Annotated in this window: 18 protein-coding genes; 10 read left to right on the forward strand and 8 right to left on the reverse strand. The window is 70.6% G+C overall.

Annotation, left to right across the window (positions count from 1 at the left end; genetic code table 11):
- Positions 1 to 43: 43 nt before the first annotated feature.
- Genes pgl through tkt form a run of 6 tightly spaced genes read right to left on the reverse strand, consistent with a single transcriptional unit; the run spans position 44 to position 8,126 of the window.
- Positions 44 to 811, reverse strand: a complete 768-nt coding sequence (gene pgl, locus ABD161_RS04155) for a 6-phosphogluconolactonase (RefSeq protein ID WP_343999958.1) — start codon at positions 809 to 811, stop codon at positions 44 to 46.
- Positions 808 to 1,746 carry a glucose-6-phosphate dehydrogenase assembly protein OpcA gene (locus ABD161_RS04160; RefSeq protein WP_135113570.1) on the reverse strand — a complete coding sequence of 313 codons (939 nt, stop codon included), beginning with the start codon at positions 1,744 to 1,746 and terminating at the stop codon, positions 808 to 810. The genes pgl and ABD161_RS04160 overlap by 4 nt, the downstream gene beginning before the upstream one ends.
- On the reverse strand, positions 1,743 to 3,305 hold the full coding sequence (zwf, locus tag ABD161_RS04165; RefSeq protein WP_343999961.1) for a glucose-6-phosphate dehydrogenase: 1,563 nt from the start codon (positions 3,303 to 3,305) through the stop codon (positions 1,743 to 1,745). The genes ABD161_RS04160 and zwf overlap by 4 nt, the downstream gene beginning before the upstream one ends.
- Complete coding sequence (locus ABD161_RS04170) at positions 3,302 to 4,915, reverse strand: glucose-6-phosphate isomerase (RefSeq protein ID WP_343999963.1); 1,614 nt, start codon at positions 4,913 to 4,915, stop codon at positions 3,302 to 3,304. Before ABD161_RS04170 ends, zwf begins: the two co-directional genes overlap by 4 nt.
- The gene (gene tal, locus ABD161_RS04175) at positions 4,912 to 6,033 is read right to left on the reverse strand and encodes a transaldolase (RefSeq protein ID WP_135113566.1); all 1,122 of its coding nucleotides are present in this window, start codon (positions 6,031 to 6,033) and stop codon (positions 4,912 to 4,914) included. The genes ABD161_RS04170 and tal overlap by 4 nt, the downstream gene beginning before the upstream one ends.
- Entirely contained in the window at positions 6,030 to 8,126 is a 2,097-nt protein-coding gene (gene tkt / locus ABD161_RS04180) for a transketolase (protein WP_343999965.1), read from the reverse strand. Before tkt ends, tal begins: the two co-directional genes overlap by 4 nt.
- Before the next feature lie 356 nt (positions 8,127 to 8,482).
- Here tkt and ABD161_RS04185 point away from each other — a divergent pair, with 356 nt between their 5' ends.
- Together ABD161_RS04185 and ABD161_RS04190 are read left to right on the forward strand one after the other, a co-directional pair.
- Complete coding sequence (locus ABD161_RS04185; protein ID WP_135113562.1) at positions 8,483 to 9,409, forward strand: heme o synthase; 927 nt, start codon at positions 8,483 to 8,485, stop codon at positions 9,407 to 9,409.
- Position 9,410: 1 nt separating this feature from the next.
- Positions 9,411 to 10,895 carry an MFS transporter gene (locus ABD161_RS04190; protein ID WP_343999967.1) on the forward strand — a complete coding sequence of 495 codons (1,485 nt, stop codon included), beginning with the start codon at positions 9,411 to 9,413 and terminating at the stop codon, positions 10,893 to 10,895.
- Positions 10,896 to 10,965: 70 nt separating this feature from the next.
- Here the strand turns inward: ABD161_RS04190 and ABD161_RS04195 are convergent, their stop codons facing one another.
- Positions 10,966 to 11,343: a dinucleotide-utilizing enzyme gene (locus ABD161_RS04195; protein WP_343999969.1), complete on the reverse strand. Its 378-nt coding sequence runs from the start codon at positions 11,341 to 11,343 to the stop codon at positions 10,966 to 10,968.
- Between the two features lie 168 nt (positions 11,344 to 11,511).
- Here ABD161_RS04195 and ABD161_RS04200 point away from each other — a divergent pair, with 168 nt between their 5' ends.
- Complete coding sequence (locus ABD161_RS04200; RefSeq protein WP_343999971.1) at positions 11,512 to 12,027, forward strand: YbhB/YbcL family Raf kinase inhibitor-like protein; 516 nt, start codon at positions 11,512 to 11,514, stop codon at positions 12,025 to 12,027.
- Between the two features lie 111 nt (positions 12,028 to 12,138).
- Here the strand turns inward: ABD161_RS04200 and ABD161_RS04205 are convergent, their stop codons facing one another.
- The gene (locus ABD161_RS04205; RefSeq protein ID WP_343999973.1) at positions 12,139 to 13,209 is read right to left on the reverse strand and encodes a COX15/CtaA family protein; all 1,071 of its coding nucleotides are present in this window, start codon (positions 13,207 to 13,209) and stop codon (positions 12,139 to 12,141) included.
- Between the two features lie 240 nt (positions 13,210 to 13,449).
- Between ABD161_RS04205 and sufB the strand changes: the two genes are divergently transcribed.
- The 7 genes from sufB to ABD161_RS04240 all read left to right on the forward strand — a co-directional run bounded on the left by sufB (position 13,450) and on the right by ABD161_RS04240 (position 20,207).
- Positions 13,450 to 14,868: a Fe-S cluster assembly protein SufB gene (sufB, locus tag ABD161_RS04210; protein WP_135113556.1), complete on the forward strand. Its 1,419-nt coding sequence runs from the start codon at positions 13,450 to 13,452 to the stop codon at positions 14,866 to 14,868.
- Position 14,869: 1 nt separating this feature from the next.
- Positions 14,870 to 16,105: a Fe-S cluster assembly protein SufD gene (gene sufD / locus ABD161_RS04215; protein WP_343999976.1), complete on the forward strand. Its 1,236-nt coding sequence runs from the start codon at positions 14,870 to 14,872 to the stop codon at positions 16,103 to 16,105.
- Entirely contained in the window at positions 16,102 to 16,428 is a 327-nt protein-coding gene (locus ABD161_RS04220) for a non-heme iron oxygenase ferredoxin subunit (protein ID WP_343999978.1), read from the forward strand. Before sufD ends, ABD161_RS04220 begins: the two co-directional genes overlap by 4 nt.
- Position 16,429: 1 nt before the next feature.
- On the forward strand, positions 16,430 to 17,200 hold the full coding sequence (gene sufC, locus ABD161_RS04225; RefSeq protein WP_135113550.1) for a Fe-S cluster assembly ATPase SufC: 771 nt from the start codon (positions 16,430 to 16,432) through the stop codon (positions 17,198 to 17,200).
- Between the two features lie 10 nt (positions 17,201 to 17,210).
- The gene (locus ABD161_RS04230; protein ID WP_135113548.1) at positions 17,211 to 17,540 is read left to right on the forward strand and encodes a metal-sulfur cluster assembly factor; all 330 of its coding nucleotides are present in this window, start codon (positions 17,211 to 17,213) and stop codon (positions 17,538 to 17,540) included.
- Between the two features lie 70 nt (positions 17,541 to 17,610).
- A complete protein-coding gene (locus ABD161_RS04235) occupies positions 17,611 to 18,765 on the forward strand; it encodes a MalY/PatB family protein (protein ID WP_343999981.1) in 1,155 nt (384 codons plus the stop codon).
- Positions 18,762 to 20,207 (forward strand): MFS transporter, encoded by a 1,446-nt coding sequence (locus ABD161_RS04240; RefSeq protein WP_343999982.1) that lies wholly within the window; start codon positions 18,762 to 18,764, stop codon positions 20,205 to 20,207. The genes ABD161_RS04235 and ABD161_RS04240 overlap by 4 nt, the downstream gene beginning before the upstream one ends.
- Positions 20,208 to 20,225 lie beyond the last annotated feature (18 nt).

Raw genomic sequence — 20,225 nt, forward strand, 5'->3', positions numbered from 1 at the left:
GGGCCGTTTCGACTCGCTTCGCTCGCTCAACGAGCGGGAGTGCTCAGTACTCCGGGTCGATCAGATCCTCGGGGACGTCCGCGGCGGCATCCTGGTCGACGAACACGACCGTGTCGGCGGTGCCGGACGCGCCGGCGGCCGGGACGCCCGCCTGGCCCGCTCCCGCGAGCGTGAGGCCGAGGGCCGACGCCTTGTCGGCGCCGGCGACGACCATCCAGATGTCGGCCGAGGTGTTGATCACCGGCAGCGTGAACGTGATCCGCTCGGGCGGGGGCTTGGGCGACTCGCGCACAGGCAGCACCGCGCGGTCGGTGACGAGCACCTCGCTGCGGTCGGGGAACAGCGACGCGATGTGGCCGTCGGGGCCGACCCCGAGGAAGCACACGTCGAACGCGGGCCACGGCCGGTCGTCCTCGCCGTAGCGCGCGAGCTCGGCGGCGTAGGCGTCGGCGGCCTGGTCAAGCGTGATGCCGTCGTCGGACGCGGCAGGCTCGTGCACGTTCTCCGCGGGAACGCTGATGCGCTCCAGCAGCGCGTCACGCGCCTGTCCCGCGTTGCGCTCGGCGTCGGCGCGCGGCACGAACCGCTCGTCGCTCCACCAGAAGTGCACAAGCGACCAGTCGATGTTCGACGCCCAGCCGTGCGCGGCCGTCGCGGCGAGCACGGCGGAGCCCATCGACCCGCCGGTGAGCGAGATGTGCACCGGCCGGCCCTCCTGCGTCAGCTGGGCGAGGCGGCCGACGAAGCGGTTCGCGACTCCCTCGACGAGCTGCGCCTTGTCGGGCAGGACGACGACACGACGATCGCTCATGCCGACTCCCGAGGCTCGGTCAGGCGCGACCAGCCGTCGCTGATGACCCGCCCGTAGAGCGTGTCGGGGTCGAGGCGGCGCAGCTCCTCCGCGAGGCACTCGCGCAGCGAGCGACGGGGGAGGTGCAGCTCGTGGTCGGGCTGCCCGGGCTGCGTGAGCAGCGCGAGCGACTCGGTCTGACGCTCGAGCAGGATGTCGCCGCTCGGCCGCGTGAGGCGCACCGAGTGGATCCCGTGATCCCAGACCGCCGGATCCTCGTACTGCCAGTCGACGGGAAGGTCGAGCGCGAGCCCGAGCCAGGCCGCGAGCAGCGCGGTCGACGGGGAGGTCGACGCGCCGCGCACGGAGACCGCGGTGACGGGCTCGTACGGCGGCTGGTCGAGCACCGCCGCGAGCTGCTCGCGCCAGTTCGTCAGCCGCGTCCACGCCAGGTCGGTGTCGCCGGGCGTGTACGACTCCTCGAGCTTCGCGAGCCGGTCCGATGAATACGGCGCGGTGGACGTGTCGGTGATGCGGCGCTGCGCGATCCGACCGAGGGCCGACGCCCCCGGCTGGGACGGCGGCTCATCCGGCCACCAGGCCACGACGGGCGCGTCGGGAAGCAGCAGACCGGTGAGCAGCGTCGACTCGTTGCTCGCCGCGTCGCCGTATGCCTGCAGCACGATGACCTCGCTGGCGCCCGCGTCGCTGCCGACGCGGATCTGCGCGTCGAGACGCGCGTCGCCCTCGGCGTCCGTCACGAGCACGATGACGCGCATCGGGTGCTCGCGCGACGCGTCGTTGGCCGCCTCGATCGCCTCCTCCTCGAAGCCGCGGTGCGACTTGATGACGAGGGTGAGCACGCGGCCGAGGGCGACGGCGCCGCCCTCCTCGCGCGTGCTGACGAGCTGGCGGGCGACCTTGCTGACGGTGGTGTCGGGCAGATCGATGATCACGGGCGCCTCCAGACGCGGCCGTCGCGGGCAAGGAGCTCATCGGCCGAGGGCGGACCCCACGAGCCCGAGTCGTACTGCTCGAGCGGGCCGCCGAGCGAGGCCCAGTACTCCTCGACCGGGTCGAGGATCTTCCAGGACAGCTCGACCTCCTCGTGACGGGGGAAGAGCGGCGGGTCGCCGAGCAGGACGTCGAGGATGAGACGCTCGTACGCCTCGGGGCTCGCCTCGGTGAACGCGTGGCCGTAGCCGAAGTCCATCGTCACATCGCGCACCTGGGTGCCGTAGCCGGGCACCTTGGAGCCGAAGCGGATGGTGACGCCCTCGTCCGGCTGGACTCGGATGACCAGCGCGTTCTGCCCGAGCTCGGCCGTCTGACCGCGCGTGAACAGGTGCTCGGGGGCGCGCTTGAACACGACCGCGATCTCGGTCACGCGGCGGCCGAGGCGCTTGCCCGACCGCACGTAGAACGGCACTCCCGCCCAGCGGCGGGTGTTGATCTCGAGCTTGATCGCCGCGTACGTCTCCGTCGTCGACTGAGGGTTCATGCCCTCTTCCTCGAGGAAGCCGCACACCTGCTCGCCGCCCTGCCAGCCGCCCGCGTACTGGCCGCGCGCGGTGGCGGTGGACAGGTCCTCCGGCAGCCGGACGGCGGCGAGCACCTTCTCCTTCTCGGCGCGCAGGTGCTCGGCCGAGAGGCTGATGGGCTCCTCCATCGCGGTGAGCGCGAGGAGCTGCAGCAGGTGGTTCTGGATGACGTCGCGTGCCGCGCCGACCCCGTCGTAGTACCCCGCGCGACCGCCCACGCCGATGTCCTCGGCCATGGTGATCTGCACGTGATCGACGTAGTTGCGGTTCCAGATCGGCTCGTAGAGCTCGTTCGCGAAGCGCAGCGCCAGGATGTTCTGGACCGTCTCCTTGCCGAGGTAGTGGTCGATCCGGAAGATCGAGTCGGCGGGGAACGCGGCCTCGAGCGAGTCGTTCAGCTCGCGCGCCGAGGCGAGGTCGTGGCCGAACGGCTTCTCGATCACCACGCGGCGCCAGCGGTCGTCGTCCGGGCTGTCGTCGACGAGTCCCGAGTCGAGCAGCTGCTGGGCTACCACGGGGAATGCCTTCGGCGGGATCGACAGGTAGAACGCGTGGTTCCCCATCGTGCCGCGCTCGACGTCGAGACGGTCGACCGTCTCGCGCAGTCGCCGGAACGCCTCGGGGTCGTCGAACTCGCCCTGCACGAACCGGATTCCCTGCTGCAGCTGCTGCCACGTCTCCTCGCGGAACTCCGTGCGCGAGTACTGCTTGACGGCGTCGTGGACGACCTTCGCGAAGTCCTGGTCCTCCCAGTCGCGGCGGGCGAAGCCGACGAGCGCGAATCCGGGCGGCAGGAGGCCGCGGTTGGCGAGGTCGTACACGGCCGGCATGAGCTTCTTGCGCGACAGGTCTCCCGTCACGCCGAAGATCACCAGCGCGCTCGGCCCCGAGATGCGGTTGAGCCGTCGGTCTGACGGGTCCCGCAGCGGGTTGATCCCGCGGGCGATCTGCACCGGTCCAGCGGCGTCCGTCACTGTGCCGCCTCGAACAGCGCGACGATCTCGGCCTGCGGGTCGGTGAGCGTCAGCGTGACGACGGGTCGGCCGTGCTCGCTGAGCACGTTCGCATCGCCGGCGGCCTGCGCCTCGATCAGCTGACCGAACGTGAACGGACGCTCGGGGATCTCGACGTCGACCTCGGTGCGCTCGGTGATCTGCAGGAACACTCCCTGCGCCGGACCGCCCTTGTGGTACTGGCCGGTCGAGTGGAGGAAGCGCGGACCCCAGCCGAAGGTCGTCGGGCGACCGGAGTCGGCCGCGACCATCTCGCGCAGGCCCTGCAGCTGCGGGACCTCGAGGCGGTTCACGTATGCCTGGATCGACACGTAGCCGTCGGCAGGCAGCGCGGCCCAGAGGGCGTCGAGGACGCCCTGCACCGTGCCGCTGGCGGCGAGGGCCGGGTCGCTCACGCGCACCTCGACGCCGGCCTCGACGAACGCCGGAGCGGTCGGCTCGGGGCGCGCGTCGAGAAGGCCGCGGGCCGCGACCTTCGCCGACTCGACGTCGGGCTGGTCGAACGGGTTGATGCCGAGCATGCGACCAGCGATCGCCGTTGCGTACTCCCACACGACGAACTGCGCGCCGAGCGTGCCGCTGACGAGGATCTCGCCGTGGTGACGGTGCTCCACCTCGTCGGCGTCGTCGACGAGGCGCACGATCTGCAGGTCGGCCGGCTTCGACTCGAGCTCGGGGGAGACCGGCAGCAGCACGACGGGGAGGATGCCCGTGCCCTGCTTGCCCGTGGACTCGGCGATGAGCTGCTCGATCCAGTCGGGCAGGCCCACGATGTGCGTGCCGTCCGTGATCAGGCCGAGCTTGTCGCGCCGGGTCGAGCCATCGGGCGTCTGCGTGCCGGCGATCGCCGCGGCGAGCACCAGCGCGGGGTTCTCGGGCGCGTCGATCGCGACCTCGAGCAGCGAGGCCTCGGCCTCGTCCAGGAGCTCGTCGATGTCGACGCCGGCGAGCCCCGAGGGGACGAGCCCGAACGCGGTGAGGGCCGAGTAGCGGCCGCCGACGTTCGGGTCGGCGTTGAACACGCGGTAGCCCGCGGCGCGCGCCGACTCGTCGAGCGGGGATCCGGGGTCGGTGACGACGATGATCCGCTCGGCGGGATCGATGCCGAGGTCGCGGAAGGCTGCCTCGAAGGCGCGGCGCTGCGAGTCGGTCTCGACGGTCGAGCCCGACTTGGACGACACAACGAGCGCGGTGCGCTCGAGGCCGCCGTCGAGTGCGGCGAGGACCTGGCCCGGGGACGTCGAGTCGAGGATGGTGAGCTCGACCCCGGCCGTCTGGGTGATGACCTCGGGCGCGAGCGACGAGCCGCCCATGCCGCCGAGCACGAAGCGGTCGACGCCCTTTGCCGCGAGCTCCTCGCGCAGGGCGAGGATCTCGGCCACGAGCGGGCGCGAGACCTCGACGGCCTGCACCCAGCCGAGGCGCTTCGCCGACTCCTCCTCGGCCTCGGGGCCCCACAGGGTGGGGTTGAGGTTCGTGATGCTCGAGGCGACGTAGTCGCCGATCAGCGTCGGCAGGTGCGTGGCGACCGCGGTCTCGGCATCGCCCGAGACGCGGATCGAGAAGGTCACGCGTCCGTCCCCTTCGCGGCGCTCTCCAGGGCGGCCTTCACGGTCTCCTGGAGGTCGTGCCACGAGGCGATGAACTTGTCGACGCCCTCGACCTCGAGCACCTCGGTCACGTCGATGAGGTCGATTCCCGCCGCGGCGAGCTTGTCGAACACGTCGTGCGCCTCGGCGTACGCGCCGGTCACGGTGTCACCCGTGATCTCGGCGTGGTCGAAGGTCGCCTCCAGCGTCTTGGCCGGCATGGTGTTGACAGTGCCGGGCGCGACGAGGCCCGTGACGTAGAGCGTGTCGGGCAGCGCCGGGTCCTTGACGCCGGTCGACGCCCACAGGGGACGCTGGACGTTTGCACCCGCGGCGACGAGGTCGCTCGCGCGGCTCTCGGCGAACCGCTTCTCGAACAGCTCGTACGCGAGACGGGCGTTCGCGAGGCCCGCCTTGCCGACCAGGTCCTTCGCGTCGTCCGTGCCGAGGGCGGCGAGGCGCTTGTCGACCTCGGTGTCCACGCGGGAGACGAAGAACGACGCCACCGAGTGGATCTTCGAGAGGTCGAGGCCGGCGGCCTGCGCCTTCTCGAGGCCGGCGAGGTAGGCATCGATCACGAGGTCGTACCGCTCGAGGCTGAAGATGAGCGTGACGTTGACGCTGATCCCGGCGCCGATGACCTCGGTGATCGCCGGCAGGCCAGCGAGGGTCGCGGGGATCTTGATCAGGACGTTCTCACGGTCGACCGCGGCGTGCAGCTCCTTCGCCTGGGCGATCGTGGCCTCGGTGTCGTGGGCGAGGTCGGGGGAGACCTCGATCGACACGCGGCCGTCGACGCCGCCCGTGGCGTCGTAGACCGGACGGAAGATGTCCGATGCGTCGCGCACGTCCGTCGTCGTGATGGCGAAGATCGCCTCGTCGACGGACGCACCGGCGGCCGCCTGGGCAGCGATCGCCTCCTCGTAGCCGATGCCGGCCGAGATGGCGCCCTGGAAGATCGTCGGGTTCGTCGTCACGCCGGAGACGTCGCGCGTCTCGATGAGCTCGGCGAGGTTGCCCGTCGTGATGCGCTGACGCGAGAGGTCGTCGAGCCAGATGCTGACGCCCTGTGCGGCGAGAGCTGCGGTGGGGGTGGTCATGCGTTCTCCTTGATGGTCTCGCGGGCCGCGTTCACCACGGCTTCGGCGGTGATGCCGAACTTCTCGAACAGGGTCTTGTAGTCGGCCGAGGCGCCGAAGTGCTCGATCGAGACCGAGCGGCCGCTGTCGCCGACGATGCCGCGCCACGTGAGGCCGAGGCCGGCCTCGACGGACACGCGCGCCTTGACGCCCGAGGGAAGCACGCTCTCGCGGTACGCCTCGTCCTGCTCAGCGAACCACTCGAGCGAGGGGGCCGACACAACGCGGGCGTTCACGCCCTCGGCCGCGAGCGTCTCGCGGGCGGCGACCGCCAGCTGCACCTCGGAGCCGGTGGCGATCAGGATGACGTCGGGCGTGCCGTTGGGCGCCTCGGCGAGGACGTACGCGCCCTTGGCCGCGAGCGACGCGGACGCGAACGTGTCGCCCGTCGCCTCGCCGTCGCCGCGCTCGAACACCGGGATGTTCTGGCGGGTCAGGGCGATTCCCGACGGGCCGCCGCGACGCTTGAGGATCTCGAGCCACACGACGGCGGTCTCGTTGGCGTCGGCCGGGCGCACCACCGTGAAGTTCGGGATGGCGCGCAGCGTCGCGAGCTGCTCGATCGGCTGGTGCGTCGGGCCGTCCTCGCCGAGGGCGACCGAGTCGTGCGTCCAGACGAACACGCTCGGGATGTCCATGAGGGCCGCGAGTCGCACCGCGGGGCGCATGTAGTCGCTGAAGATCAGGAACGTGCCGCCGAAGGCGCGCGTGGGGCCGTGCAGCACGATGCCGTTGACGATCGCGCCCATCGCGTGCTCGCGGATGCCGAAGTGCAGCACACGGCCGTAAGGGCTGCCGCTCCACTCGTGCGTCGACCACTCGGCCGGGATGAACGACTTGGCGTCCTTGATCGTGGTGAGGTTCGACTCGGCGAGGTCGGCCGATCCGCCCCAGAGCTCGGGGAGCTCGGCGGCGAGGGCGTTGATGACCTGGCCCGACGCGGCACGGGTCGAGACGTCCTTGCCCGCCTCGAACACCGGCAGCGCGCTCTCGATGCCCTCGGGCAGGGTGCCGGCCTGCAGGCGGTCCCACAGCGCCTTGCGCTCGGGGTTCGCCTCGGCCCACGCGTCGAACTTCTGCTGCCACTCGGCCTTCGCCGCGGCACCGCGCTCGGCGAGCGCGCGGGTGTGCGCGAGGACGTCGTCGGCGACCGCGAAGGTCTGCTCGGGGTCGAAGCCGAGCACCTTCTTGGTGGCGGCGAGCTCGTCGGCGCCCAGCGCCGAGCCGTGGATCTTGCCCGTGTTCTGTTTGCCGGGCGAGGGCCATCCGATGATCGTCTTCAGGACGATCAGCGACGGCTTGGTGGTCTCGGCCTTCGCGGCCTCGATCGCGGCGTGGAGCGCGGCGACGTCCTCGACGTACTCGCCCGACGTCTTCCAGTCGACGACCTGCACCTGCCAGCCGTACGCCTCGTAGCGCGCGGCGACGTCCTCGGTGAAGGCGACGTTCGTGTCGTCCTCGATCGAGATCTGGTTCGAGTCGTAGATCGCGATGAGGTTGCCGAGCTGCTGGTGACCGGCGAGCGATCCGGCCTCGCTGGTGACGCCCTCCTGGAGGTCGCCGTCACCGGCGATGACGTAGACGAAGTGGTCGAACGGGCTCTCGCCCGCCGGGGCCTCCGGGTCGAACAGGCCGCGCTCGTAGCGGGCAGCGTACGCGAAGCCCACCGACGAGGCGAGGCCCTGGCCGAGGGGGCCGGTCGTGATCTCGACGCCGTCGGTGTGGCCGTACTCCGGGTGGCCCGGGGTGAGCGAGCCCCACGTGCGCAGCGCCTTGAGGTCGTCGAGCTCGAGCCCGAAGCCGCCGAGGTAGAGCTGCACGTACTGCGTCAGCGACGAGTGGCCGGCCGACAGGATGAACCGGTCGCGACCGGGCCAGTGCACGTCGCTCGGGTCGTGCCGCAGCACCCGCTGGTACAGCAGGTACGCCGCGGGGGCGAGGCTCATCGCCGTCCCCGGGTGGCCGTTGCCGACCTTCTCGACGGAGTCCGCCGCAAGGGCGCGGGCCGTGTCCACGGCGCGCCTGTCGATCTCATCCCAACGCAGTGCCGTCACCGGATCGCCTTTCGTGGTGGGGTGGTGCGCCCGTGCGCCGGCGCATCGTGGCCGTGACAGCACTGGAGTGAAAAGCACGGTGGAGCAACCGGCGCGTGGCGCGCGTGTGCCCCCAGCATAGCGCTGGGGAAATGGCCGGGATCGAGTCCCGAGACGGAGCGTGACATACCCGATCGCGCGCTCTGAGACGGCGCGGTGACGGGCGCGTATCGTGCCGCTCACCGGGGTGCCGTGCGCGTCGTGAGGTCCCGCCGATGCCCTAGAATCGAAGGGCCGTTCCCGGGCGCGTCCGCACCGTCACCCGCGTGCGACGGCGCCCAGGTCGTAATCGAGGTCGCAGAAGGAGAAGCATCGGCATGTCGACGATCGCGCCGGAGACCTCGACGTCGAACCGCAGCAGGGCCGGCTTCGGCCGCAAGGTGCGCGCGTACGTGGCTCTCACGAAGCCCCGCGTGCTCGAGCTGCTGCTGGTGTCGACCGTTCCGGTGATGTTCCTCGCCGCCGACGGGATGCCGAACCTCTGGCTGGTGCTCGCCACGGTGATCGGCGGCTCGATGAGCGCCGGATCCGCCGCGGCGTTCAACATGTACATCGACCGCGACATCGACGCGCACATGCAGCGCACCGAGAACCGGCCGATCGTGACCGGCGAGATCCCGCCGCGCAACGCGCTGATCTTCGCGTGGACGCTGGCGATCGTCTCGACCGTGTGGTTCCTGCTCACCACCAACGTGCTGACCGCGGCGCTGTCCGCGACGGCGATCTTCTTCTACGTCGTCATCTACACGATGATCCTCAAGCGCCGTACCGAGCAGAACATCGTGTGGGGCGGCATCGCGGGCTGCTTCCCGGTGCTGATCGGCTGGGCGGCCGTCGCGAACTCGCTCGACTGGGCGGCCTTCATCCTGTTCGCGCTCGTGTTCCTGTGGACGCCGCCGCACTACTGGCCGCTCTCGATCAAGTACGCGGCCGACTACGCGAACACCGACGTGCCGATGCTGGGCGCGACGCGCGACGGCGTGCAGGTCGGCCTGCAGATCATCCTGTACGCGTGGGCCACGGTGGCGTGCTCGCTGCTGCTGATCCCGGTCGCCGGCATGGGCCTGGTCTACACGGTGTCGGCGCTGGTGTTCGGCGGCTGGTTCCTCTACGAGTCGCACCGCCTGTACAACCGCACGGTGAGGCGCGAGACCGCCGGGCCGATGCGCGTGTTCCACGCCTCGATCACGTACCTCACGCTCGTCTTCGTCGCCGTCGCGATCGACCCGCTGCTGCCGTTCTGACGTGAGCGGCGCACGCTCCGTCGAGCCCTCGTCCACCGCCGGCCTCAGCCCCTGGCCCGCGTTCTGGGTCTGTGCGGGCGTCGCCAGCCTGACGATCCTCGACATGACGAAGGTCAACGTCGCGCTGCCGTCGATCGAGGCGGCGTTCGAGGTCGGCTCCACGGAGCTGCAGCTTGTGGTGTCGAGCTACGTGCTCGCGCTCGGTCTGCTGATGGTGCCGATGGGGCGCGTCGGCGACCAGCGGTCGCGGCGCACGCTGTTCGTCGTCGGCCTCGCGCTGTTCACGCTCGCGTCGGTGCTGTGCGCCGTCGCGCCGAACGCCGAGGTGCTGCTCGTCGGACGCGTGCTGCAGGGAGTCGCGGCGGGAATCCACATGCCCCAGGTGATGGGGCTCATCCAGCAGCTGTTCAGGGGCGCGGAGCGGGGACGGGCCTTCGGTCTGTTCGGCGCGACGATCGGCCTCGCCACCGCATTCGGCCCGCTGACGGGCGGCATCCTGATCGGGCTCGGCGGCGCCGCGGACGGCTGGCGCGGGATCTTCTGGATGAACCTCCCCGCCGGGCTGATCGCGATCTGGTTCGCCGTGCGGCTGCTTCCCCGCGACGGGCACCGGGCCGCCGACGGGCCGCGACCGCGCCTCGAGCTCGACCCGGTCGGCACGGCGCTGTTCGGGGCGACGGTGATCGCGCTGATGCTGCCGTTCCTGTTCACGACCGGATCGCCGGAGGACCCGCCAGCCCGCTGGTGGTCGCTCGCGGCCTTCGCGGTGCTGCTCGCCGTGACGCTGTGGTGGGAGCGGCGCTACGCCGCGATCGGGCGCGCGCCGTTGCTGCCCCTGGGGCTGTTCGGCGTCTCCTCGTTCCGCAACGGCGCGCTCGTCGGCACGGCGTACTTCTCCGCGATGCCGGCGATGTTCCTGCTCACCACGCTGTTCCTGCAGATCGGCGTGCACTTCGATCCGCTTCACGCGGCTCTCGTCACGATCGGCTTCGCGCTCACCAGCTCGCTGACCGCGTGGCTCGGCGGACGCCTCGTCGCGCGGATAGGGCGCGCACTCGTCGTCACCGGCGTCGCCACGATGCTCGCCGGCGCCGTCGGGCTCGTCGCGGCGGCCGTCTTCGCCCCGGTGGGCGCGGTCGGCTTCATCATGGCCGGGATCATGGTCATCGCCGGCCTCGGCGGCGGCCTCGTGATCTCGCCGAACCAGACGCTGATGTACGCCGAGGTGCCGGTCCACCAGGCGGGGCTCGCCGGATCGGTCGGGCAGCTCGGTCAGCGCTTCGGCACGGCGATCGGCACCGCGGTCGCGCTGTCGCTGTTCTACGCGACGGTGTACCGCGAGCAGGGGACGGCGACGGATGTCGTCGTCTACCACGACGCCTACGCCTTCGGGATGGCGGCGGTGGGCGCATTCCTGCTCGTCGCGCTCCTCGCCGGCGTCGCCGACCTCCTGCAGCGCCGCCGCAGCGCGGCCGCCGCAGCCTGACGGACGCCGAAAGCCCCGCCCGGCGCGCACGCGAAGGCGTGGCACAGGACGGGGCCCGAGGGGTGGGGCGTCAGTCGCGCGCGCCGGTGGTCGCGAGGTCGACGTCGGCGGCCTCGCTCTCGGGCTCCGCGACGACCTCCGGGGCCGTCTCGGTCACAACGGCGCGCGGGATCAGCGAAGCCGCGGCGGCGAGCGCCAGGGCGAACAGGATGCCGAGCACGCCGGCACCGGCGAGCGCCGCGCCGAGCGTGACCCACGCCTGCCCCGAGTACACCTCGACACCCGTGGCGCTGCCGTCGAGCAGGCTCGACGTCATCACGCCGATGTTCGGCACGGTCAGCAGCACGCCGAGTGCGAGGCTCGCGACCGAGGCGAGCACAAGGACCCAGTAGGCGACGCTGCGCACGAGACGCGGACGGCGGACGGGGGTGGTCTGAGCGACGGACATGTTCCTCCATGGTCTGGCCGCAACGGCGGCCGGGTCGGGCAGCCACCCACCTTTCCCACCGAGCCGGTGCGGGACTCATGCGGCCCCTATGGATCTGCTGGACGCGTCCCGTCAAGGCCCGCGCGCGCGGGATGCGGGCGCTCTAGTCTGGCCGCGAAAGGAGGGTCAATGTTCTCTTACGACCCGTATGCCGAACTCGCCACGCTGCGCGACTTCGCGCCGCTGACACTCACGAGCACCGACATCTCGCACGATCAGCCGCTCGCCAAGGTCCACTGGGGGTCGCAGGCCGGCGGATCCGACACCTCGCCTCAGCTCACCTGGTCGGGCGCGCCGGAGGGCACGAAGTCGTTCGCGCTGTCGTGCTTCGATCCGGACGCGCCGACCGGCTCGGGTTTCTGGCACTGGGCGGTCTACGACATCCCGGCCGACGTGACATCGTTCCCGACGGGGGAGACCCCGGCCGGCATCACCCTGCCGAACGAGCAGCGCACGCGCCAGTTCATCGGCGCCGCCCCGCCGCCCGGCACCGGCGTCCACCGCTACTTCTTCGTGGTCGACGCGCTGGACGTCGAGCACCTGGAGCTGCCGGACGAGGCGACGCCCGCCATCCTCGGCTTCAACCGGCACTTCCACTCGCTCGCGCGCGGCATCCTGGTGCCGACGGCCACGAGCGCCGAGTGACCGCCGCGTCTCAGCGGAGACGGAGGGGCGCCGATTCTGCGAAGGAGGGGGGAGCGAAGCGACCCGGGCCCCACCTTCGCGGAATCGTGCGCCCCGCAGTCGCAGCGGAGATCACACGGGGCGCTTCAGCCGCAGCACAACCACGGTGAACGCCGCGGCGGACAGCGCCGCCAGCACCATGTGGATTCCCACCAGCAGCTCGGGGAGCCCGTTGCGCGCCTGGATCACGCCGACGACCACCTGCACGGCGATCACCACGAGCAGCACAACGAGCCAGCGCAGCGGGCGCAGCCGCAGCATCGCCGCCGCCACGGTCAGGACCACGACGAGGCCGAGCAGGATGTAGCCGGGCCACGAGTGGATGTGCGCGAGGACGGTGGCGTCGAAGCCGGTCCGGATGACGTTCCGGTCGCCGGAGTGCGGCCCGTTGCCGGTCGTCAGCACGCCGAACGCGATGGTCGCCGCCAGGACGAGCGTCGTCACGTGCGTCAGGATGGCGAACCATGCAGGCACCGCGCGCTCGCGCGGCCCCGGCTCGTCATATGCCCGCACGAGATAGGCGGCGGTCAGCGTGACGAGCACGACCGAGCTCGCGTAGTGGAATCCCACGATGAACGGGTTCAGGCCGGTGAGCACCGTGATCCCGCCGACGAGGCCCTGCGCGACGATGCCGATGAGGGCGAGCCACGCGAGGACCAGGAGGTCGCGGCGGGCGGGGACGCGCCGGATCGTGACGATCGCGGCGGCGATCACGGCCACGAGGGCGGCCGAGACCGCGGCGACGAAGGACGTGGTGATGACGAGCGTCAAGGCGGCGAGCGCGATGCCGCCGAGCGCGAACCAACCGACCGTCACGAGCAGGCGGCGAGCCCGCAGGTGAACGAGCGTCAGCGCCAGCACCGCAAGCGCCAGGATGCCGACGACTCCCGTCATCGTGCGGTTGCCGAACTCGATCAGCCCGTGGATGCCGAGCTCCTCGGTGGGCACGAGCGACTCGGGCGTGCACAGCGGCCATTCCGAGCAGCCGAGGCCCGATCCGGTCAGGCGGACCGCGCCGCCGGTGCCGATGATCACGACCTCCGCGATGAACGACAGCCACGCGAAGGTCATCAGCGAGCGGCCGGGCCGGTGGCTCGCCACGGGGCGGCGAGGGGAGACGGGCGCGAGGACGTCGGCGGACATGACGGTTTGCCTCCTGGCGTTACCCCGTAAGACAGGTGCCGAACGGCCGGGTGAAGGGCGGAACCTGTAGAATCGGGAGTGCTGCGGATGCGCGCGAGGAGTCTCGCCGCGCCGCTCCAAGTCTAGGCGCGAGTTCTTCGCGCCTCATGTGAAAGGCCCTACGGCGCAGGTGCTGGCTCGTCCAGTGCATCGTCGGGGCGGCTGACACCGTCTGAGGCCTGATGAGGAGAGTGTGACGCCATGTCCGATGTGCTGATCGACCGTCCCGAGCTCGAGGGTCTGGGGGTGTACGAGTTCGGCTGGCACGACGCGGATGCCGCGGGTGCCAGCGCACGTCGCGGACTCAGCGATACCGTCGTCCGCGACATCTCCGCCCTCAAGAACGAGCCCGAATGGATGCTCAAGACCCGTCTGAAGGGTCTCGACCTGTTCGGCAAGAAGCCGATGCCGACGTGGGGTGCCGACCTCAGCGACATCGACTTCGACAACATCAAGTACTTCGTGCGCTCCACCGAGAAGCAGGCCCAGTCGTGGGAGGACCTTCCGGAGGACATCAAGAACACGTACGAGAAGCTCGGCATCCCCGAGGCCGAGCGCCAGCGCCTCGTCGCCGGCGTCGCCGCGCAGTACGAGTCCGAGGTCGTCTACCACCAGATCCGCGAGGACCTGGAGGCGCAGGGCGTCATCTTCATGGACACCGACACGGCGCTGCGCGAGCACCCCGAGTTCTTCGAGGAGTACTTCGGCACGGTGATCCCGGCCGGCGACAACAAGTTCGCCGCGCTGAACACCGCCGTCTGGTCGGGCGGATCGTTCGTGTACGTGCCCAAGGGCGTGCACGTCGAGATCCCGCTGCAGGCCTACTTCCGCATCAACACCGAGAACATGGGCCAGTTCGAGCGGACCCTGATCATCGCGGACGAGGACTCCTACGTCCACTACATCGAGGGCTGCACCGCCCCGATCTACAAGAGCGACTCGCTGCACTCGGCCGTGGTCGAGATCATCGTGAAGAAGAACGCCCGCGTTCGGTACACGACGATCCAGAACTGGTCGAACAACGTCTACAACCTGGTCACCAAGCGCGCCGTGGCGCACGAGGGAGCGACCATGGAGTGGATCGACGGCAACATCGGCTCGAAGGTCACGATGAAGTACCCGTCGATCTTCCTGATGGGCGAGCACGCGAAGGGCGAGACCCTCTCCGTGGCCTTCGCCGGTCCCGGTCAGCACCAGGACGCCGGCGCGAAGATGATCCACATGGCGCCGTACACGCAGTCGTCGATCGTCTCCAAGTCGATCGCCCGCGGCGGCGGCCGCGCCGGCTACCGCGGCGAGGTCCGCGTCGACGCGAACGCCCATCACTCGGCGAACACGGTCCGCTGCGATGCGCTGCTCGTCGACACGATGTCGCGCTCCGACACGTACCCCGCGATCGACATCCGCGTCGACGACGTGCAGCTCGGTCACGAGGCCACCGTGTCGAAGGTGAGCGAGGAGCAGCTGTTCTACCTCATGTCGCGCGGCATGCCGGAGGACGAGGCGATGGCCATGATCGTGCGCGGCTTCATCGAGCCCATCGCACGCGAACTGCCCATGGAGTACGCCCTCGAGCTGAACAAGCTCATCGAGATGGGCATGGAAGGATCGGTCGGCTGATATGACGACGTCGACGTCGGCGCCGGAGACGGCGCAGGATACGCACGCCCACGTGGACCCCGCGGCGCAGGTCGCGGACACGAGCGCGCGCGCCGGCAGCGTGCCGGTGCAGACCCGCTCGGAGCGCCTCCGCTCGTACGAGCCCGCCGACTTCGGCGTGCCGACGGGCCGCGAGGTGAACTGGAAGCACACGCCGCTGAACCGCCTGAAGCCCCTCCTCGCGCCCGCCGCCGTGAACGACGGCGTGACGGTCGAGGTGACGGCCGGCAGCGAGTTCGTCGGCGCGCCGCTGAAGATCGGCCACGCCCCTCGCGGCGAGTTCTTCGTCCCCGAGGACCTGCCCGCGGCCATCGCATGGCAGGGCGCGGCCGAGGCCCTTCACGTCCGCGTGCCGCGCGAGGCCGAGGTCGCCGAGCCCATCGTGATCGAGATCACCGGCGCCGGCGCCGACCGCCGTGCGGACGGCCACTTCGTCATCGAGGCGCTCGAGCACAGCAAGGCGACAGTCGTGCTGCGCCACGCGGGATCCGCGCAGTACGCGCAGAACGTCGAGATCATTGCCCGCGACGGCGCGAACCTCACGGTCGTGACCGTCCAGCAGTGGAACGACGACGCGATCCACGCCGCGGCACACCAGACGCGCGTCGACCGCGACGCCACGGTGCGCCACGTCGTCGTCAGCTTCGGCGGCGGCGTCGTGCGCGTCAACCCGAACCTCGAGCTGTCGGGCGCCGGATCGAACGGCGAGATGTACGGCCTCGCGTTCAGCGACGCAGGCCAGCACCTCGAGAGCCAGGTGTATCTGCACCACAAGGGCGTCGAGACCGTGGGTGACGTGCTCTACAAGGGCGCGCTGCAGGGCGAGAGCGCCCGCACCGTCTGGATCGGCGACGTGCTGATCGGCCCCGACGCCACCGGCACCGACTCGTACGAGGCGAACCGCAACCTCGTGCTCACGAACGGCGCGCGCGCCGATTCGATCCCGAACCTCGAGATCCAGACGGGCGACATCAAGGGCGCAGGCCACGCGTCGGCGACCGGTCGCTTCGACGACGAGCAGCTGTTCTACCTGCAGGCTCGCGGCATCTCCGAGGAGGAGGCTCGCCGCCTCGTCGTTCTCGGCTTCCTCGCCGAGACCGTGCAGAAGATCGGCGTCCCCTCCCTCGAGGAGGAGCTCACGGCGCTCATCGAGAAGGAGCTCGCCGAGGGAGCGGATCCGATCGGAGCCGGCGCGTGAGCGCCACGCGCGTCTGCGCGCTGAGCGACCTCGAGCAGGACACCCCGCTGAAGGTCGACGTCGACGGCGTCGCGATCGCCGTGGTGCTCGACTCCGCCGGTGAGGTGCACGCCATCGGCGACACCTGCACGCACGGCGACATCTCCCTCTCCGAGGGCTTCGTCGAGGGCGACACGCTCGAATGCTGGGCCCACGGCTCGGCGTTCTCGCTCCGCACCGGCAAGCCCCTGAACCTCCCCGCTTACGAGCCCGTCCCGGTGTTCGCCGTCCAGATCGACGGCGACGACGTGCTCATCGACCCCAGCCTGAAGAAGGAAGTCTGAAATGTCCGTTCTCGAGATCCGCGACCTGCATGTCACGGTCGAAACCGACGAAGGCATCATCCCGATCCTCAACGGCGTGACCCTCACGGTCCGCTCCGGCGAGACGCACGCCATCATGGGCCCCAATGGCTCAGGTAAGTCGACGCTCGCGTCGACCATCGCCGGCCACCCGAAGTACACGGTGACGAGCGGCAGCATCACGTTCGACGGTGAGGACGTGCTCGAGATGGCCGTCGACGAGCGCGCCCGCGCCGGCCTGTTCCTCGCGATGCAGTACCCGGTCGAGATCCCCGGCGTCACGGTCACGAACTTCCTTCGCACCGCGAAGACGGCGATCGACGGCGAGGCGCCCTCGCTGCGCACCTGGACCAAGCAGGTCAAGGAGGGCATGAAGAACCTCCGCATGGACGACAAGTTCGCCCAGCGCAACGTCAACGAGGGCTTCTCGGGTGGCGAGAAGAAGCGCCACGAGATCCTTCAGCTCGAGCTGCTGCAGCCGAAGCTCGCGATCCTCGACGAGACCGACTCCGGCCTCGACGTCGACGCGCTGAAGATCGTGTCGGAGGGCGTGAACCGCGCGAAGGAGAACACCGGCCTCGGCGTTCTGCTCATCACGCACTACACGCGCATCCTGCGCTACATCAAGCCCGACTTCGTGCACGTGATGGTCAAGGGCCAGATCGTCGAAGAGGGCGGCCCCGAGCTCGCCGAGCGTCTCGAGAACGAGGGCTACACGGCATACCTGCCTGCCGACGCCCCGCTCGAGGCGTAGGATCGCCGCCATGAGCGCGACCCTCACGCCAGAGAAATATGACGAGGTCACTGAGGCCCTCAAGGACGTCATGGACCCCGAGCTCGGTGTCAACGTCGTCGATCTCGGCCTCATCTACGACCTCGCCTGGGACGACGAGAACGACGCCCTCATCATCCACATGACCCTCACCAGCGCCGGCTGCCCGCTGACCGACGTGCTCGAGGAGCAGACGGCGCAGGCGCTGGACGACGTCGTGGAGCGATTCCGGATCAACTGGGTCTGGATGCCGCCGTGGGGTCCGGAGCGGATCACGGACGACGGCCGCGACATGATGCGGGCGCTGGGGTTCGCTATCTGAAGCGGCTCGCACGCTTTGGGGCCCGGGGGAGACCCCGGGCCCTTCGGCGTTCGCCGGTAGGCTCGAGCGGGTGAGCATCACCCCGCTGGAAACGCTGCCCCTGGAGGAACTCCGCAGGCGGAGCAGCTCGAAGTGGCGCACGTACCCCGCCGACATCCTGCCCCTGTTCGTCGCGGAGACCGACTTCGCGCTGGCGCCCGCCATCACGCGCGCGCTGGCCGCCGCGGTCGAGCGCGGCGACACCGGCTACACCCCGCCCCGCACGGGGCTGCCCGCCGCGTTCGCGGGCTTCGCCGAGCGCCGGTTCGGCTGGACCATCGACCAGGAGCGCGTGCGCACGACGTGCGACGTGATGATGGGCGTCGCGGAACTGCTGCGCGCGGTGACCGAGCCGGGCGACCGGGTCATCGTCACCCCGCCCGTGTATCCGCCGTTCTTCATGGTGAACGAGGAGTCGCGCACCGAGGTCGAGCGCGTGCCGCTCCTCGCCGACGAGAACGGCTGGAGCCTCGATCTCGACGGCATCGACGCCGCGTTCGCGCGCGGCGCGAAGGCGATGCTGCTGTGCAACCCCCACAACCCCACGGGCACGGTCCACTCGCGCGAGGCGCTTGCCGAGCTCGCACGCATCGCCCATCGGCACGGCGCGTGGGTCATCAGCGACGAGATCCACGCCCCGCTGACCCTTCCCGGCGCGACTTTCACGCCCTTCCTCGACGCGGCGCCGGAGGCCGCGGAGGTCGGGTTCGCGCTGACGAGCGCGAGCAAGGCGTTCAACCTCGCCGGCCTGAAATGCGCGTTCATCATCACGGCCGCGGACGCACCCTCCCGGATCGTCAGCGACCTGCCGGCCGAGGTCGAGTGGCGCACGTCCCTGTTCGGCGTGTTCGCCAACGTCGCCGCGTTCGAGGAGAGCGACGAGTGGCTCGACGCCCTGATCGCGCGGCTCGACCTCAACCGCTTCCTGCTGCGCGACCTCCTCGCCGAGCACGTTCCCGGGGCCCGCTATCTGCCCGGCCAGGGCGGCTACCTCGCATGGGTGGACCTGTCCGCCCTCGGGTGGGGCGACAACCCCGCCGCCCGGATCCGGAAGGAGGCGGGCGTCGCGCTCCACCTCGGTCCGCTGTTCGGCGACGAGGGACGCGGCCACGTCCGGATCAACTTCGGCACCGGGCCGGAGATCCTCACGGAGGCCGTCACGCGCATCGGTGCGCTCGCGCGATGACCGGCCCCCTCAACCCGGAACCGCACGGCCTCACCCGTCCGATCCCCGTCGCCCATGTGGATGCGGAGGGTGCACGCTCGCTGTGGGACCCTCGCGTCGCCTGGGTGACCGCGGGCTCCGTCTCGCTGATCTTCCTGGCGGCGCTGACGTCGCTCGCCCTCACCACGGTCATGCCGGTCGTGAGCGAGGCCCTCGACGGCGACGCGCTGTTCGCGCTGGCGTTCTCCGGCACGCTCGCCACCGGCGTGATCGGCATGGTCGCCGCGGGCGCCTGGTCCGACCGGTCGGGTCCCGTGCTGCCGCTGTTCACCGCGGTGGCGCTCTTCGTCGCGGGCCTCGCGATCGACGCCCTGGCGCCGACGATGGAGATCCTGGTCCTCGGGCGGCTGATCACCGGGCTGGGGTCGGGTGCCCAGGTCGTCGCCCTCTACGTCGTCGTCGCCCGCGTCTACCCGTCCGCGCTGCACGGGCGTGTGATGGCCGCGTTCTCGGCGGCGTGGGTGGTGCCGTCGCTCGTCGGCCCGTCCGTCGCCGGCATCGTCACCGAGCACCTCGGCTGGCGCTGGGTGTTCGCGGGTCTCGGAGCTCTCACGATCGTCGCGTTCGCGATGATCCTGCCGCGGCTGCTTCACCTGCGCGGTCCCGCGGCGGGCGGCGCCACCCCGCAGGGCGGGGTCGCCCGCCGGCTGATGTTCGCCGTCTTCGTGGCCGTCGCGGCGCTTGCCCTCGGCATCACCGGCGAGCTGGCGGAGTCGCTCGATCCCGCGCTCGGGTGGGGAATCGCCGGTGTGACGCTCGTTGTGATCGGCGTGACGATCCTGCCGCCGCTTCCCAGGCGCACGCTGCGCAGCGGGCGAGGGCTTCCCAGCGTGGTGCTGATGCGCGGGCTGATCGCCGGTGCGCTGTTCGGCGCCGAGATCTACGTTCCCTACCTGCTGATCGACCACTACGACTTCACGCCGACCTGGGCCGGGCTCGGACTGACGACCGCGGCCATCGCCTGGGCGATCAGCGCCCAGGTGTCAGGCCGCTACGGCGACCGGATCGGCAACACGAGGACCGCCGCGACCGGCGTCGTCCTGCTCCTCGTCGCGGCGGTCGCCTGCGGCGTGACGGCGCTGCTCGCGCTGCCGCCGGTCGTGCCGATCGCCCTGTGGTCGTTCGCCGGCTTCGGCATGGGGTTGATGTACCCGCGCCTGACCGTGCTGACGCTCGCGTACTCGGATCGCGCGAACGAGGGCTTCAACTCCGCCGCGCTGCAGATCAGCGACTCGGTCGGTGCGTCGGCGACCATCGCCGTGATGGGCCTTGCATTCACGTCGCTTGCGGGCACCGGGGCCGGTTTCCCGGTCGTGTTCGCGATCGCCGGCGCGCTCGCGATCCTCGCGCTCGTGCCGGGCCTGCGTCTCGGTCACGCCCACGAACTGACTCAACACAGGTGAGGCTGTCCTAACTTCATC

It is taken from the genome of Microbacterium paludicola (assembly GCF_039529675.1).
GTDB classification, from domain to species: domain Bacteria; phylum Actinomycetota; class Actinomycetes; order Actinomycetales; family Microbacteriaceae; genus Microbacterium; species Microbacterium paludicola.